General features: G+C 42.0%; 18 protein-coding genes. 17 read left to right on the top strand and 1 reads right to left on the bottom strand.

Translation table 11 applies throughout. The features are described from left to right. Window positions 1-23: 23 nt before the first annotated feature. The 16 genes from ACJAT7_RS02180 (at window position 24) to ACJAT7_RS02105 (ending at window position 13,604) form a co-directional block, all read left to right on the top strand. Window positions 24-602, top strand: a complete 579-nt coding sequence (locus ACJAT7_RS02180; protein ID WP_415225158.1) for a sigma-70 family RNA polymerase sigma factor — start codon at window positions 24-26, stop codon at window positions 600-602. Continuing rightward, on the top strand, window positions 595-1,242 hold the full coding sequence (locus ACJAT7_RS02175) for a ChrR family anti-sigma-E factor (RefSeq protein WP_415225157.1): 648 nt from the start codon (window positions 595-597) through the stop codon (window positions 1,240-1,242). Before ACJAT7_RS02180 ends, ACJAT7_RS02175 begins: the two co-directional genes overlap by 8 nt. Window positions 1,243-1,260: 18 nt before the next feature. Then, window positions 1,261-2,217 carry a YbgA family protein gene (locus tag ACJAT7_RS02170; protein WP_415225156.1) on the top strand — a complete coding sequence of 319 codons (957 nt, stop codon included), beginning with the start codon at window positions 1,261-1,263 and terminating at the stop codon, window positions 2,215-2,217. A gap of 25 nt (window positions 2,218-2,242) precedes the next feature. Further along, entirely contained in the window at window positions 2,243-3,613 is a 1,371-nt protein-coding gene (phrB, locus tag ACJAT7_RS02165) for a deoxyribodipyrimidine photo-lyase (RefSeq protein WP_415225155.1), read from the top strand. Between the two features lie 29 nt (window positions 3,614-3,642). Beyond that, on the top strand, window positions 3,643-4,068 hold the full coding sequence (locus ACJAT7_RS02160) for a nuclear transport factor 2 family protein (RefSeq protein WP_415225154.1): 426 nt from the start codon (window positions 3,643-3,645) through the stop codon (window positions 4,066-4,068). Further along, window positions 4,065-4,787 carry an SDR family NAD(P)-dependent oxidoreductase gene (locus ACJAT7_RS02155; protein ID WP_415225153.1) on the top strand — a complete coding sequence of 241 codons (723 nt, stop codon included), beginning with the start codon at window positions 4,065-4,067 and terminating at the stop codon, window positions 4,785-4,787. The genes ACJAT7_RS02160 and ACJAT7_RS02155 overlap by 4 nt, the downstream gene beginning before the upstream one ends. Beyond that, the gene (locus ACJAT7_RS02150; RefSeq protein ID WP_415225152.1) at window positions 4,784-6,040 is read left to right on the top strand and encodes an NAD(P)/FAD-dependent oxidoreductase; all 1,257 of its coding nucleotides are present in this window, start codon (window positions 4,784-4,786) and stop codon (window positions 6,038-6,040) included. Before ACJAT7_RS02155 ends, ACJAT7_RS02150 begins: the two co-directional genes overlap by 4 nt. Continuing rightward, a complete protein-coding gene (locus tag ACJAT7_RS02145) occupies window positions 6,037-6,804 on the top strand; it encodes a DUF1365 domain-containing protein (RefSeq protein WP_415225151.1) in 768 nt (255 codons plus the stop codon). The genes ACJAT7_RS02150 and ACJAT7_RS02145 overlap by 4 nt, the downstream gene beginning before the upstream one ends. Further along, window positions 6,794-8,044 carry a class I SAM-dependent methyltransferase gene (locus tag ACJAT7_RS02140; RefSeq protein ID WP_415225150.1) on the top strand — a complete coding sequence of 417 codons (1,251 nt, stop codon included), beginning with the start codon at window positions 6,794-6,796 and terminating at the stop codon, window positions 8,042-8,044. The genes ACJAT7_RS02145 and ACJAT7_RS02140 overlap by 11 nt, the downstream gene beginning before the upstream one ends. Window positions 8,045-8,051: 7 nt before the next feature. Then, window positions 8,052-8,600: a DUF2878 domain-containing protein gene (locus ACJAT7_RS02135; protein WP_415225149.1), complete on the top strand. Its 549-nt coding sequence runs from the start codon at window positions 8,052-8,054 to the stop codon at window positions 8,598-8,600. Further along, window positions 8,566-9,096, top strand: a complete 531-nt coding sequence (locus tag ACJAT7_RS02130) for a chalcone isomerase family protein (RefSeq protein ID WP_415225148.1) — start codon at window positions 8,566-8,568, stop codon at window positions 9,094-9,096. The genes ACJAT7_RS02135 and ACJAT7_RS02130 overlap by 35 nt, the downstream gene beginning before the upstream one ends. 1 nt (window position 9,097) lies before the next feature. Then, entirely contained in the window at window positions 9,098-9,628 is a 531-nt protein-coding gene (locus ACJAT7_RS02125; protein WP_415225147.1) for a DUF3833 domain-containing protein, read from the top strand. A gap of 345 nt (window positions 9,629-9,973) precedes the next feature. Then, on the top strand, window positions 9,974-10,699 hold the full coding sequence (locus tag ACJAT7_RS02120; protein WP_415225146.1) for an ion transporter: 726 nt from the start codon (window positions 9,974-9,976) through the stop codon (window positions 10,697-10,699). A 74-nt stretch (window positions 10,700-10,773) separates the two neighbouring features. After that, window positions 10,774-11,385, top strand: a complete 612-nt coding sequence (locus ACJAT7_RS02115; RefSeq protein ID WP_415225145.1) for a class I SAM-dependent methyltransferase — start codon at window positions 10,774-10,776, stop codon at window positions 11,383-11,385. A 77-nt stretch (window positions 11,386-11,462) separates the two neighbouring features. After that, the gene (locus ACJAT7_RS02110; protein ID WP_415225144.1) at window positions 11,463-12,419 is read left to right on the top strand and encodes a sensor domain-containing diguanylate cyclase; all 957 of its coding nucleotides are present in this window, start codon (window positions 11,463-11,465) and stop codon (window positions 12,417-12,419) included. A gap of 270 nt (window positions 12,420-12,689) precedes the next feature. After that, window positions 12,690-13,604 (top strand): aldo/keto reductase, encoded by a 915-nt coding sequence (locus tag ACJAT7_RS02105; protein ID WP_415225143.1) that lies wholly within the window; start codon window positions 12,690-12,692, stop codon window positions 13,602-13,604. Between the two features lie 68 nt (window positions 13,605-13,672). Here ACJAT7_RS02105 and ACJAT7_RS02100 read toward each other — a convergent pair whose 3' ends face one another. Further along, window positions 13,673-14,308: a LysE family translocator gene (locus ACJAT7_RS02100; protein WP_415225142.1), complete on the bottom strand. Its 636-nt coding sequence runs from the start codon at window positions 14,306-14,308 to the stop codon at window positions 13,673-13,675. Window positions 14,309-14,407: 99 nt separating this feature from the next. Between ACJAT7_RS02100 and mobB the strand changes: the two genes are divergently transcribed. Continuing rightward, the gene (mobB, locus tag ACJAT7_RS02095; protein WP_415225141.1) at window positions 14,408-14,938 is read left to right on the top strand and encodes a molybdopterin-guanine dinucleotide biosynthesis protein B; all 531 of its coding nucleotides are present in this window, start codon (window positions 14,408-14,410) and stop codon (window positions 14,936-14,938) included. Window positions 14,939-15,148 lie beyond the last annotated feature (210 nt).

Below are 15,148 nucleotides of genomic sequence, written 5' to 3'. Positions count from 1 at the left end.
CCAATATGATTACGGACAACAGATTGAACAATTCAAATTATAGTGATCCCAATGATGGCGAAAGTAATATTCAAGGTGCGTTATCTGCCGTTGCTAATACGCAAGATAAAAAAGCGTTTGAACTTTTGTTTAACCATTTTTCACCAAAAGTTCGCGCTTTTGGTTTACAGCGCTTTGGGCAAGAAGCGCAAGCATTAGAGCTGGTGCAGGAAACTATGTTATTGGTGTGGCGCAAGGCCTCTTTATTTAATGCTGATAAAGGTAAAGCAAGTACTTGGATATATACGCTGATGCGTAACCTCTGCTTTGATATGTTGCGAAAAAAACAGATTCAAAAAGAGGATCCGGTCAGTGATGATCTATGGCCTTTTTTGGAAGAGGAGCAAACGACAGAGGATGATCATCTGTTGTCTCGTCATCTATTAACGCACATTGAAAGCCTTCCTTTGCAGCAAAAACAGGTGGTGGAAGCGCTCTATATTCAAGAGTTAAATCAGCAGGAGGTCGCTCGTTTGTTAAGCATTCCTTTGGGAACGGTAAAATCGCGATTGCGTTTGGCGCTCGCGAAATTAAAAGCAATATTGGAGATTGAACATGATTAAACATCATCCAAGTGAATCCTTGTTAGCGCAATATTGTGCTGGTGAACTACCTTTTTCATTATCCATTGCACTCAGTGCGCATATTGAGATGTGCCCGCACTGTCAAACGAGCGAAAAACAACGAGAGGCTGAACAAGCGACGCAAATCTGGGATGAAATTAAAACAGAAACGGTGGATCTTGGCGATCTGCTTCAGAGTATTTTAGCGACGCCCATCGATCCTGTGCAGACAATAGCTAAGCCAGCAGCAAGTATAGCGTTAGCGGGTGAGCAGTTTACCCTTCCTCATGCGTTTCGCTCTTTTAACGGTTTTAATTGGTCGGGGATTGGCCCTGTCAATCGAGCAAGAGTTATTCGTAATGAGAAAAATGTCCGCGCCAGTTTGTTACATATCAGCGCAGGCGGGGAGATCCCGGCCCATCAGCATAAAGGCTATGAACTAACCTTGCTACTAGATGGCCGCTTTAGTGATGAACAGGGCAGTTATAACAAAGGTGATTTTATTTTATTGCAGGGTGACGTTAACCATTCTCCCAAAACAGATAAAGGCTGTTTATGTTATACGGTGCAGGATGCGCCATTACATTTTACCCGAGGTATGAGCAAGGTATTAAATCCGTTGGGCAAGCTTATCTATTAATTTTTAAGGAATTTCATTATGGTAGAGGAAAAAATTTCAGATATTAAAGTCGGTATCAGTAGTTGTTTACTCGGGCAAAAAGTACGTTTTGATGGCGGACATAAACAGAGTAAATATTGTCAGCAAATATTGGCAAACTACTTTGATTTTGAGCCTCTCTGCCCAGAAATGGCAATCGGTTTAGGTACGCCTCGCCGCGCAATCCGTTTAGTAAAAGATAAAGATCTGATCCGCGTTGTGGCCAGTGATGGTAGTTTTGATGTCACTGAAAAGTTAAATGATTTTTCAGTGCAAAGCAGTAGTAAATTAGCCCATTTAAGCGGTTATATCTTTTGTGCTAAATCACCTAGTTGCGGTATGGAGCGCGTCACGCTTTATCACGCTGGCAGCAATAATGGTCAGCGTAATGGCGTTGGCGTATTTGCAGCGCAAGTAATGAAAGATCACCCGCTATTACCCGTGGAAGAAGATGGACGTTTAAACGATCCCTTGTTACGTGAAAACTTTATTACCCGCGTATTCGCCTATTATCAATGGCAATCTTTAATGAAATCAGGTGTCAGCATGGCCAAGCTTATCGCCTTCCACGCTCAGTATAAGTATCTGTTAATGGCGCATAACGCCAAGCTTTATTATCAGCTTGGTCCAATGCTGGCGGGAACCGGCGAACGGGCGGAGCAAATAGCGCCTCAATATATTGACCTATTTATGCAAACCATCGGATGTTTACCTAACCGTAAGAGTCACAGCAATACCTTGTCACATCTGCAAGGCTATTTTAAGCGACACTTAGATAGCGCGCAACGTGTTGATTTAGCAAACATCATTGATCAGTATCGACAAGGCTTATTACCACTGATGGCACCGCTGACATTAATAAATCACTATTTAAAAATCTATCCCGATCCTTACTTAGCGAAGCAACTCTACCTGCACCCGCATCCTGACCAATTGAAATTACGTTATAGCCATTAACTTATTAATTAACCTGGGAGCGACAATGCAACTTGTCTGGTTTCGTAAAGATTTACGACTCAATGATAACCCCGCGCTCTATCAAGCCTGTTTAGATGGGCCTTGTAGGGCGGTTTATTTTGTCACGCCGAAGCAATGGCAGGCACATGATATTGCGCCGATCCAGATAGATCTGATGGAACGCGCATTAAACCATTTAAGTGCAGATTTAGGATCATTAGGCATCCAATTCCACATTATTGAAGTCGATGATTTTAACGCGATACCTGAGCGTTTATTAGCATTTTGCCAGTCCTTAAATATCACCGGTGTATATGCCAATAGTGAAGTTGAAATCAATGAAATTGAGCGTGATATTAAGGTCGATAAGGCACTGAAAAGTAGCGGATTAGCACTGCGTCTTTATCAGGCTGATTGCTTGATAGATCCCGGGCAAGTGCAGACGCAACAAGGTGAGATGTTTAAAGTATTTACCCCGTTTAAAAATCGCTGTTTAAAAATATTAAGAGAGGAGATTAATTTACAACCTTATCCCGCCCCACAAGCACAAAATAGCACCGTTAATAATCCATTGCTGAAATTGCCACTGGCTAAAAAAAGCAGTGTAGGCTGGCCCGCCAGCGAAGCGCAGACCTATCATCTATTGCAGCAGTTTATCGATTTTCATATTGAGGATTATGATCAACAAAGGGATTTTCCTGCGTTGCCGGCAACATCACAGTTAGGTCCCTCTTTAGCATTAGGCATCATCAGCGTAAAACAGGTTGTTTTTTATCTGCTACAGGCGTTTCCACGGTTATTGGATAGCAGTGATGGCGGGCCGGTGATTTGGCTTAATGAATTGCTGTGGAGAGAGTTTTACCGCCATATTATGGTGCTCAACCCCGCGCTGGGAAGGGGGGCAAGTTACAAAATATCTGCAAATAATATTATCTGGTCAAATGACGAGGATGATTTTAAAGCCTGGTGTGATGGACAAACAGGCTACCCGCTTGTCGATGCGGCGATGCTGCAACTTAAGCAAACCGGGTGGATGCATAATCGCTTACGTATGGTCTGTGCCAGTTTTTTAAGCAAGCATCTGCTCATCGACTGGCGTTGGGGGGAGCGTTATTTTAAACAACATTTAATCGATGGCGATTTTGCCTCTAACAATGGCGGCTGGCAATGGGCTGCCAGTACGGGATGTGATGCGCAACCTTACTTTCGGATCTTTAATCCTACCTTACAAAGCACAAAATTTGATCCAGATGGTGAGTTCATTCGTAACTATCTACACGACAGAGATAAACTCAGTGGTAAAGCGCTGCATCAACCCATTAGACCTATTGTTGATCATCAATTTGCCAGACAACGCGCACTGCTGGCTTTTTCGGTTTTAAAGGTTAAAGGTTAATAACTTGCAGTGTTCAATAAGGACCATTTATGAAAACGCCATTGTTAGAAAAGTTTTGTACTATTTATCAATCTCTTAACAAGGACAATTTGGCGCTATTAAAAGAAATTTACAGCGATAACGTGGTCTTTGTTGATCCTATGCATCAAGTCACAGGTATTACCGCGTTAACTGCATATTTTACTCATCTTTATGAAAATATGGAGCACTGCAATTTTCATATACAGCAAGTGATTGAACAGGAGGGGCAGGCCTGCATTGTCTGGCGCATGGAATATGCCCATCAAAAAATTAAAAAAGGGCAGCGTATTGTGGTCGATGGCGCCTCGCATCTGCAGTTTTCAGAAAAAATAGACAGTCATCGTGATTATTTAGATCTCGGGCAGATGCTATATGAGCAATTACCCCTGATTGGCCCGGTGATTAAAACCATTAAAAAGCGAGCAAGCCAATGAAAAAAGTACTTATTACCGGGGCAACCTCAGGTATTGGTGAGGCATTATGTTTGTATTATCAAGCAATAGGTTATGACGTTATCGCCTGTGGCCGAAAGCCGGATAAGTTAGCGCAACTAGAGAGCTATAACAATGTGTCGACTATTGCCGTTGATCTTTGTGATCAGCAACAGGTGACAGAGAAAATGCAGCAACTCGGCAGCCTGGATTTAGTTATTTTAAATGCCGGGAGCTGCGAATATATGGATGATGTAAAGCATTTTGACGGACAACTATTTGCCCGGGTGATCAATAGCAATGTAATTGCCATGGGATATTGTTTAGCGGCTTTATTGCCACAGATTCCAGCAGGCGGGCAGTTAGCCTTGGTCGGTTCGAGTGCCAGTTATCTGCCTTTTTCACGGGCGCAGGCTTATGGTGCAAGCAAAGCGGCTGTGGCTTATTTAGCACGCAGTTTAGCGTTAGATCTTAAAAGTCAGCATATTGATGTGAGTTTGGTGAGCCCAGGTTTTGTAAAAACCCCGTTAACTGATAAAAATGATTTTGCTATGCCGATGCAGATTAGTGCGCAGGAAGCGGCTAAAAGGATAGTAACTGGCTTACAAAAACGAACGTTTGATATCCATTTCCCAAAACGATTCACATTGATCTTAAAAACCTTGTCATTACTGCCCGACAGCTGGTGGCGCTTGATCTCTACAAGGATCTTACAAAAATGAAAAAAATAGCGATTGTCGGCAGTGGTATTTCAGGTTTAACTTGTGCCTATTTACTCAATGAAAAACATGATATTAACCTATTTGAAGCGGGTGATTATATTGGTGGACATACTGCCACTAAAACGGTTCAAGCCCTGGGGCAGTCTTGGCAAATTGATACGGGCTTTATTGTCTTTAATGATCGCACCTATCCTAATTTTGAAAAATTATTAGCACAGATTGGCGTCGGGCGTTTAGCCTCGGAAATGAGTTTTAGTGTCAGCAATCAAGACAGTGGACTGGAATATAGCGGCACCAATATTAATAGCTTGTTTGCCCAGCGGCGTAATCTGTTTAATCCCAAATTTTTACTCTTGATTAAACAAATTTTACGTTTCAACCGCTTATGTAATGATGCCTGGTTAAATAAAAGTATTGATAGCAAACAAAGCCTCGGCGGCTTTCTTAAGCAGCATAATTTTAATGATTACTTTGCCAACCATTATATCCTGCCGATGGGCGCTGCTATCTGGTCATCCACTTTACATGATATGCAGGCATTCCCGCTCTATTTCTTTATCCGCTTTTTTTATAACCATGGTTTATTGAGCATCAGCAATCGTCCGCAGTGGTATGTGATTCCCGGTGGCTCAAAGCAATATATCGCGCCGCTTTGTGCAGGCTTTAAAGATAAAATCTCTTTAAATTCACCGGTAACAAGCATTGAACGTCTGGAAAACGGTATTCGTCTGCAAGTGAATAATGGCCAGTGGCAGCACTTTGATGAAGTTATTTTAGCTTGTCATAGTACTCAGGCCAAGCAGATGCTCAGTGATATAAGTGCTGATGAAGAGAACGTGTTGGCGGCTTTAACCTATCAGAGTAATGAAGTGGTATTACATACAGATACTCGCCTGCTACCGAATAAAAAACGCGCCTGGTCCGCGTGGAATTATCATCTTAATAGCGACAACAAACGCCCAACTGCCCTGACTTATAATATGAATATTCTGCAGTGCCTTAAAAAAGATGCGCCGACATTTTGTGTGACTCTCAATCAAACGGAGTTAATTGATAGTAAAAAAATATTAGGGCGCTATCAATATGAACACCCGGTTTTTAATGCGCAAAGCATTGCGGCGCAGCAACAACGCGCCCTTATCTGCGGCCAGCAACACACCCATTTTGCGGGCGCTTATTGGTATAACGGCTTCCATGAAGATGGCGTTAATAGCGCCTTAGATGTGTGTAAACGTTTTGGAGCAAGTTTATGAGTCATGATCAAGTGATCCATTCATCTATCTATCGGGGGGAGGTTTTTCATCAGCGTTTCACCCCTCGCGAGCATAAATTCAGCTATAAGATTTTCTTTTTGGCCATTGATCTTGATGAGTTGCCATTATTAAACAAAATGGGACCTTACTTTAAAACCGGACGCTTTGCGCCCTTGCGTTTTTTTGCGCCCGATTATCTACAGCATAAAAGCACTATCACTACAAAAGATGTATGGGATAAAGTGAGCGAATTAGGTGGGAAAAATAAGCAGGGGCGGGTTTTATTTATCGGTCAAATGCGTTGTTTTGGCCTCTATTTTAGCCCAATTAATAGCTATTACTGCTACGACCAACAAGGGCAATTAAGTTATTTGCTTGCGGAGGTCAGCAATACGCCCTGGAATGAGCGCCACTATTATTTGATTGATCTAAACAATAAGCCCGTGTGTGAAAAAGCATTTCATGTTTCGCCTTTTATGGATATGGGCATGAACTATCACTGGCGCATTAAAGCACCGGCTGATCATCTAAATTTGAGTATTGAAAATTGCACTCAAGATAAAGCGCAAGAGAAACTTTTTCGTGCCAGCATTGTTATGACGCGGCAGCCTTTCACTAATAAAAACCTCTTAAAAAATCTCTTGGCGATCCCCATGATGAGCGCAAAAACTGTGCTCGGCATCTATTGGCAGGCACTTAAATTATATCTCAAAGGCGTGCCTTATATCGGCCATTCAAAAAAGGAAGAAAACCATGTCAGTTGAAAATGTATCATTAAATACCGTGAGTGAGCGCGTTGGCATCGTCGATAAAATGGCAAAAAAATTGATTGTCGCACTGCTAGCGAATATGAAAAACGCATGTTTAACCTTTGTTGAGGGCGGCGAACCTTTGCAGTTAGGCAATACTGCTGCAGATTTGCATGGCAGGATCATTATTCATGATCCAAGTTGTTATAAAAAAATGTTATTGGGTGGCAGTATTGGTGCTGGCGAAGCTTATATGCAAGGGTTATGGAGCAGCCCCGATCTAACCAAAGTGATTCAGGTCTTAGGGCGTGAGCAAGCGGTACTGGATAAATTAGAGAAACGCTTTGCGCGTTTTATGGCAATCCCCAGTTGGATTTATCATAAGGCGCGCAAAAATACCCAAGCAGGATCTAAGAAAAACATATTGGCACATTATGACTTAGGCAACGAGATGTACGAGCAGTTTCTTGATAAAGAGATGCTCTACTCCAGTGCCATTTACCCCGATCAAGATGCCGATTTAGAGCAGGCGCAACTGCATAAACTTGAAACTATCTGTCAGCGTTTAGATTTAAAAAAAGGGCAGTCCCTGTTAGAAATTGGCACTGGCTGGGGAGCGCTGGCCATTTATGCCGCCCAGCATTATGGGGTGCATGTCACCACTACGACCATCTCCGATGCGCAGCATGATTATACGCAAGCGCGCATTGAGTCTCTTGGCTTAACCGATCAAATAACCTTGTTAAAACAAGACTATCGCACATTAACCGGGCAGTACGATAAATTAGTCTCTATTGAGATGATTGAAGCGGTCGGTCATGAATATTTAGCGAGCTTTTTTGCTACTTGTAATAACCATCTTAAACCGCACGGTAAAATGCTTATTCAAGCGATCACCATTGTCGATCAGCGTTATCATAGTTACCGTAAAGGGGTCGACTTTATTCAGCGTTATATCTTCCCCGGCGGCTGTTTGCCTTCTGTTAGTGTGATGGCCAATAATGTTTCCAATAAAACCGACATGGTGATCACCGGTTTACACGATATAGGCCAAGATTATGCCAGAACATTAAATCATTGGCAGCAACGATTTGATGATGCCCTCGCACAAATTAAAGCCATGGGTTATGACGATACCTTTATCCGTTTATGGAAGTTTTATTTTAGTTACTGCGAAGGGGCCTTTTTAGAGCGTAATATCAGCGCCGTGCATTTGATTGCTGATAAACCAGGCTACCGCGCATCGGTAGAGTAGGTATCCTATGAAGATGCAATTTAGCAAAAAGAAGTTTTACTGGGTCAGCTTTATTTGGTTTCAGGCGATCTGGCTTTTGGCTGTCGTTTACACAGATCAAGCTGTTTTATTATTGCTGTTATCCTTGTTTGCACACTTTTTAGTATCGCCGACCCGAGCAAGCGATCTATTAAATCTATTAGCGATCACTCTTCTCGGCTGCGCTGGAGATTATCTTCTCACCTATATAGGTGTGTTCACCTTCACTGACCATTATTTTATTCCTCTGTGGTTAATTTTATTGTGGACGCATTTTGCCGTGACCTTAAATCATGGCCTGAGCTGGCTAGAGAAATTACCGCTTTATGCACGCATTCTCTTTGGCGCCGTTTTTGGCACATTAAGTTATTACGCAGGTTATAAAATGGGCGCGGTTACCCTGCACAGTAATCTGTTATTAAGTTTATTTGCACTGAGTGTGATCTGGGCGACTCTGTTACCCGTATATACATTATTAGCTTCATTAAATAGGATGCGCTGTGATGACGATATTAAAGGCACTACTCACTTACCCTAAAGTTTTGCTGTTAACCATTAGCTTGTTATTGATGGTTAATTTAGCCAACGCCAGCAATCAACTCACTGCGCCATTAAAAATGGTCGGTCAAGGTGAAATGTCCTGGCTGTTTATCAACCTTTATCATGCCTCTTTTTATAGCCAAAGCGGTGAATACCAAGAGCAGGTTTATCCGCAAGCATTAAAAATCGTTTATCAACAAGATATCGATAAAGAGGATTTAGTCAGCGCCACTGAAAAAGAGTGGCGAAAACTTTCCTTGAATAACAAGCAATACCAGAATTGGCTAACAGAATTAACGCAGTTGTGGCCCGATATTAAAAAAGGCGATCAGTTACTGTTTAGGGTGGAAGCCGATGGACGTGGACTCTTTTACCATAATAATCAGCTATTAGGCGGCATTAATAGCGATCAGTTTTCCGCCGCATTTTTATCCATTTGGTTATCAAAAAACAGCAGTGAACCGAAGCTGCGCAAACAGTTACTAGGAGAATAAAATGAAATCATTATTTGTATTGCTCGCAAGCTTAAGCTTATTAGCCTGCAGTAACCAAAGCATTAATGACTACCAAAGCACGGCGCCTGAGCTTGATGTTAAAACCTTTTTTAATGGGCCACTAGAGGCTAAAGGGATAGTGTTAGACAGAACAGGCACAGTAACGCGCCGGTTCACTGTAGAGATGATCGGCAGCTGGGAAGAAAACCAAGGCAAACTGGAAGAGTGGTTTGTTTTTGATGACGGCGAAAAAAGTGAGCGAACCTGGATAATCAATAAGTTGCAGGACGGGCGTTATACCGGCCGCGCAGGTGACATAGTGGGTGAAGCACAAGGTGAAAGCGCCGGTTTTGCACTGCACTGGGATTACCAGCTGGATCTGCTGGTGGATGGCAGCAGTTATCAGGTGACTTTTGATGATTGGCTGTATCAAATTGATCAACAAGTGGTGATTAACCGCAGTTATATTAAAAAGTGGGGCTTTACCGTGGGTGAAGTGATTTTAGTGATCAGTAAAGAAACAAGGCAGTAGCATCATGCTGGTGATTATTTGCTCTTGAATTTGATGACTTGTATTAAAATTTAACAACCTTCGTTCATTATCGACAAGGTGGTTGCTCACTGCATCTGCCTTTATCCTACCTATTAGTCGTGTAATAACTGCAGTGTGAGGCTGCTCGAATTTGACCTGGCAGTTGATAATTAATCGCGCAGATAAGTATCATCCATCGCAAATCACAACTTCCCGAAATTGTAGTGAACATATTGACTGCATAAAGACTAATATACGTTGTGATGATTAATTTCAATAAGATAGGTATTACTGCTTTTCGTGCAGTGATGCTTATAAAGCGGTTATGCTTTTAAGGGGGCGCTGTTGCTCAATAAAGAAACTATAAGAAAAATGGTGGTGAGTACGGATCATTTTTTGGGTAAACTTTTTACATTCACAGTTCAGTTTTTAATTGTTGTTTCACTTATCACATTTTCAATTGATACTTTGCCCGATCTATCGCCAGAGTTTAAAAATATTCTTAATATTATCGAGGTGGTTACGGTTGGGGTCTTTACTCTTGAATACCTACTGCGGCTCATAATCGCGGAAAGAAAATTAAAATTTATATTTAGTTTCTATGGACTGGTGGATTTGTTGGCAATCCTACCTTTTTACATCGCTTCTGGTTTTGACCTCCGTGCGATTAGGATATTTAGATTTCTTCGTCTGGTGCGGATACTAAAGCTGTTTAAATATAATCAGGCAATAAATCGATTTCATCGTGCATTAGTGATCGCTAAAGAGGAATTGATCCTATTCGGTTTTGTAGCGGTAATAATGCTTTATTTGTCTGCTGTTGGTATTTATTATTGTGAGAATGCTGCCCAGCCGGAACAATTTAAATCGGTTTTTCACAGTCTTTGGTGGTCAGTAACAACGCTAACTACCGTCGGGTATGGGGACATATATCCTATAACTGCCGGGGGCAAATTATTTACGTTTTTTATTTTAACTATCGGTTTAGGTATTGTTGCAATTCCCACTGGTTTAGTTGCATCCGCTTTGTCAAAAGCTCGAGAAAGCGAGGAGAAACTAAAGCATCATTAGTCATACATACAAATAAAATAGCTGCAACGGAGTCGATACAGTTTATGCTGGTCAACTAAAGTAGAGGAGTGCCCATGTGGGACCAAAGATACGACGAAGAGGAATTTGCATATGGAAGCGCTGCAAATGATTTCCTAAAGCAGGAGTTTTTGCGAATTCCCAAGGGAGGGCGAGTTCTTTGTTTAGCAGAGGGACAAGGTAGAAATGCTGTTTTCTTGGCGATGCAGGGCTATCAGGTCACTGCTGTCGATCAGTCTGCGGTAGGTCTTCAGAAAGCAAAAATCCTTGCGCTTGAGTACGGCGTAGAAATATCAACAGAAGTCGCTGACTTGAACGACTATGATCTGGGTTGCAAAGCATGGGAGGGGATAGTATCAATTGCAGCACACGTTCCGCCTTTATTGCGCAAGAAAGTTCATGGTCAGATTGCCAACGCGCTGACCAGTGATGGAATATTCATTTTAGAAGCATACACCCAGCGTCAGCTTGAGATGGATGGCGTTGGCGGACCGCCTCCATCGCAAGGGGCTCTGTTTATGTCTCTCGATGCATTGCAGGTTGAGCTTAAAGGACTAAAATTTATTATTGGAACTGAAATAGAAAGAAATATTTCTGAAGGAAAATATCATCAGGGAGAAAGTGCGGTTGTGCAAGTTGTTGCATGTAAAGCGGTAGAAGGCGAGTAACATGCCTGCAGCCTGACTCGAGATGTTAGACGTATACCAAGTTAGCTGCATGATTAGATCATATTTTGGATATTACAATGAAAAAACCTGACATCCCACTAAATGAAAAAAAACGACTTGAGACGCTGAGGTCACTTGACGTTTTAGATACTGAGGCTGAAGAACGTTTTGATCGACTGACTCGAATTGCAAAACGTATGTTCAGAGTGCCGATTGCGCTGGTGAGCCTTGTGGATGAGAACCGCCAATGGTTCAAGTCTTGCGTCGGATTGAGCGCAAGCGAAACCTCTCGAGAAATTTCTTTTTGCGGTCATGCCATACTCGATAACGATGTATTCATCGTACCCAATACGACTGAAGATCCACGATTTGCGGACAACCCCTTAGTTTTGAACGAACCTAATATCCATTTTTATGCCGGGTGTCCACTTGTTGTGCATGGCTACAGACTTGGAACACTGTGCATTATTGACAAGATACCAAGAAATTTTGACAATGAGGATATTGAAGCGTTAAAAGATTTGGCGTCCATGGTTGAGCGCGAACTTGCAGCAGTACAATTAGCGACACTTGACGAGCTTACGGGGATATCGAACCGACGGGGCTTTCTCGCTCTCGCACAGAGTAGCCTAAATTTTAGTGTCAGAAATAAATTTCCAGTGACACTTGTTTATCTGGATTTGGATCATTTTAAATCTATTAATGATAATTTTGGGCATTCGGAAGGTGACTCGGTATTAGTTGCCTTTGCTGATCTGATAAAGAGTACATTTCGAGATTCAGACCTTTTTGCCCGGCTGGGCGGAGATGAGTTTGTTTTATTACTTAACTCTGCCTCTAAAAAACAGGCGGAACAAACCATCGAAAAATTTAGGCTGTCTTTAAAGACGTACAATCAGGAAAGAAAATGCGCGTACAACGTGTCGTTCTCATATGGTGTCGTCGAATTCACTCACAAAAAACACGCTACTATTGAAGAATTACTCGCAGATGGTGACATGCTTATGTATGAATTAAAAAAGTCAAAAAGATGAATGTCTCACTGCTGGATATTAATCGCTGTCAATATAGCGGCAATGATTGGTTATCAGCACTCCTGAATGTAACACCCTCAACGGTAGTTATTTACCTTACCCACCTTTTTGTTGCTAGGAAGGTAAATAAAGAATAAGTGCAGATCATATAATCAGCTGTTTTTTGTATCTAAATGTAACTCTTTTATTTGCTTATCATTTTATTGTAATTCTTAGTGCTAGACTTAATTCTTTGAACCATTGATAAAGTTCCCTTATTTGGAGTTTGTTATGAGTAGTGTTAAAAAAGTTTTAATGGCCCCGCAAGGCCCTGAATTTTCTCAATTAGTGCAAGGTTATTGGCGTTTAGGCGCGTGGAATATGGATCCACAAGCGCGTTTATCTTTCCTTAAGCAACATGTTGAAATGGGGATCACTACGGTTGATCATGCGGCTATCTATGATGCAGGTCATTGTGAAACGCTGTTTGGCGAAGCGTTAAGACTTGATCCTGCTATGCGCTCGAAAATTGAAATCGTTTCTAAATTTGGTATCAATGGTATTGAGCAGACTGTGGGTGAAAAACGTGTTTCACATTATGACAGCAGCAAACAAGCTATTTTAACTTCAACTGAAAACTCATTGAAACGGCTCGGCGTTGAGCAGCTAGATGCTTTATTAGTACACCGTCCCGATTTTTTAATGGATGCCGATCAAGTGGCCGACGCTTTCGGTGAATTGCAGCAAAGCGGTAAAGTGAAACATTTTGGTGTCTCTAATTTTACAGCTTCTCAGTTTGATCTATTACAGTCACGTTTAGATAAACCCTTAATAACCAACCAAGTTGAAATCAATCCAATCAACTTCTCTGCGCTTGAAGATGGTACGTGTGATCAACTGCAGCAATATCGCGTGCGCCCTATGGCATGGTCATGTTTAGCCGGTGGTGGTATTTTCAGTGAACAAACCGATCAGGCAAGACGACTGCGCGGCGCGTTAACCGAGCTCGCTGATGAGTTGGGGGCTGATTCAATCGAGCAGGTTGTTTTTGCCTGGGTATTAAAACATCCCTCTAACCCGGTGGGGTTAATTGGTTCAGGTAAGATAGAGCGCGTAAAAGAGGCGGTCGCTGCGTTAGCATTGCAGATGAATACTGAGCAGTGGTATCGCGTCTGGGTGGCATCAAAAGGCTTTGCTGTGCCGTAAAGCCAACAGATTGAGGTTATAAGACTCCCCGGTTGAAGCTGGGGAGCGTTATCTGTCAGATAACTTTTTTAAATAAAAGCAACCGCGAGTTTCGCCGCGAAAATCAGCAATACAGTGCCCATCACTCGCTCGAATAGATATCCATGGCTAACAAATTTCGCCCGCACTTTATCCTGTGAAAAGAAAAATGAGACCAGCGAAAACCATAGCGCGGTGGTCACCGTTATCCAAATACCATAAATACTCTGTATCGCGAGTGGCGTGTCGATGCTCACAATCGAAGTGAATACAGCCAGAAAGAAAAGCGTTGCCTTAGGGTTGAGCAGGTTGGTCATAAACCCCAGTAGAAAGGCGCGTCTGTTATGATTTTTGTTACTGTCGAGTTTTACCTCTGTATCCGTTGCTGTTTGCGCTTTGCTAAATAAGAGCTTCACGCCAAGATAAGTTAAGTACAATGCGCCTACAATTTTGGCAATCATAAATGCGTTTGCTGATTGGGTAAGAATAAAGCCGATACCAAGTAGGGTATAGAACACATGTACTGATATGCCCGCGCCAATTCCTAAACTTGTTATAATCGCTGTTTTGCGGCCGAAACTAACACTTTGGCGGATCACTACAGCAAAATCCGGGCCTGGGGAGATCACCGCCAGTAAGTGAATTAAAGTGATCATGGCAAATTCATTAATATAAGGTGCGATCATTATTTTCCCTAAAAAGTATTTAAGCTTAAATTATTCAAGGCCAGAGTATAATTAATTAAGATACACTTTCCTATTCGCTGTTTTATAAGAGGTGGCATTATGACATATCTTTCTCACTTTCCTGTTCCGGTATTGGGTTTTTCTGCCTTTAGCGGTACAGGCAAAACAACGCTCTTAGAGTCGTTAATTCCTTTATTAATCAAGCAAGGTTTAAAGGTGGCATTAGTGAAACACAGCCACCATGATATTGAACTAGATAAACCGGGGAAAGACAGTTATCGCCTGCGCAAGGCGGGGGCGTCACAGGTTGTTTTGGCAGGGCCACAGCGCTCTATTTTGTTTTGCGAATATGCACAGCCGCAAGAGAGCAAACTGGCTGATCAATTGGCGTTATTACAAACTGATGGATTGGATTTGGTGCTGGTGGAGGGCTTTCGCGATCAGCCATTTAATAAAATTGAATTACATCGCAGTGCGCTGAATAAGCCATTTATGTTTATAAGAGATGAATCGATTATTGCCGTGGCGTGTGATGTCAGAGTTGCGGGTTGTGAATTACCCTTATTGGATCTTAATAATATTGAGGCGATTGCCAAGTTTGTTATTGGCTTTGTAAAAGCTAACGGTTAATTGCTTACTAGTGACAATTTAGCATTGCCCTTGACCTGTGTACTGTCGTTTACGAATTTAGAAAGGGTAAAAAGGTTGTTTATTAAAATAGGGCGAACAGAAATTCCAGTAAGCGACCGTGCAATATATAGATGTATTGCTCATAGACACCACTTTTTAAGGCAACTGTAACAAACAGCAAATTTATTATAAGCAGTATGATCAGTAGGA

The organism is Psychromonas sp., from assembly GCF_047632995.1.
Lineage (GTDB): Bacteria > Pseudomonadota > Gammaproteobacteria > Enterobacterales > Psychromonadaceae > Psychromonas.
Note: the sequence above shows the minus strand (reverse complement) of the source record. Positions and strands in the feature narration are given on the sequence as shown.

What these genes read in the sequence shown, in the direction of transcription:
- ACJAT7_RS02160 (WP_415225154.1), top strand. Translation starts at nt 3,643, where the DNA reads ATGAAAACGCCATTGTTAGAAAAGTTTTGTACTATTTATCAATCTCTT.
- ACJAT7_RS02170 (WP_415225156.1), top strand. Translation starts at nt 1,261, where the DNA reads ATGGTAGAGGAAAAAATTTCAGATATTAAAGTCGGTATCAGTAGTTGT.
- ACJAT7_RS02110 (WP_415225144.1), top strand. Translation starts at nt 11,463, where the DNA reads ATGAAAAAACCTGACATCCCACTAAATGAAAAAAAACGACTTGAGACG.
- ACJAT7_RS02130 (WP_415225148.1), top strand. Translation starts at nt 8,566, where the DNA reads ATGACGATATTAAAGGCACTACTCACTTACCCTAAAGTTTTGCTGTTA.
- ACJAT7_RS02100 (WP_415225142.1), bottom strand. Translation starts at nt 14,308, where the DNA reads ATGATCGCACCTTATATTAATGAATTTGCCATGATCACTTTAATTCAC.
- ACJAT7_RS02115 (WP_415225145.1), top strand. Translation starts at nt 10,774, where the DNA reads ATGTGGGACCAAAGATACGACGAAGAGGAATTTGCATATGGAAGCGCT.
- ACJAT7_RS02175 (WP_415225157.1), top strand. Translation starts at nt 595, where the DNA reads ATGATTAAACATCATCCAAGTGAATCCTTGTTAGCGCAATATTGTGCT.
- ACJAT7_RS02140 (WP_415225150.1), top strand. Translation starts at nt 6,794, where the DNA reads ATGTCAGTTGAAAATGTATCATTAAATACCGTGAGTGAGCGCGTTGGC.
- ACJAT7_RS02135 (WP_415225149.1), top strand. Translation starts at nt 8,052, where the DNA reads ATGAAGATGCAATTTAGCAAAAAGAAGTTTTACTGGGTCAGCTTTATT.
- ACJAT7_RS02125 (WP_415225147.1), top strand. Translation starts at nt 9,098, where the DNA reads ATGAAATCATTATTTGTATTGCTCGCAAGCTTAAGCTTATTAGCCTGC.
- phrB (WP_415225155.1), top strand. Translation starts at nt 2,243, where the DNA reads ATGCAACTTGTCTGGTTTCGTAAAGATTTACGACTCAATGATAACCCC.
- ACJAT7_RS02150 (WP_415225152.1), top strand. Translation starts at nt 4,784, where the DNA reads ATGAAAAAAATAGCGATTGTCGGCAGTGGTATTTCAGGTTTAACTTGT.
- ACJAT7_RS02155 (WP_415225153.1), top strand. Translation starts at nt 4,065, where the DNA reads ATGAAAAAAGTACTTATTACCGGGGCAACCTCAGGTATTGGTGAGGCA.
- mobB (WP_415225141.1), top strand. Translation starts at nt 14,408, where the DNA reads ATGACATATCTTTCTCACTTTCCTGTTCCGGTATTGGGTTTTTCTGCC.
- ACJAT7_RS02105 (WP_415225143.1), top strand. Translation starts at nt 12,690, where the DNA reads ATGAGTAGTGTTAAAAAAGTTTTAATGGCCCCGCAAGGCCCTGAATTT.
- ACJAT7_RS02145 (WP_415225151.1), top strand. Translation starts at nt 6,037, where the DNA reads ATGAGTCATGATCAAGTGATCCATTCATCTATCTATCGGGGGGAGGTT.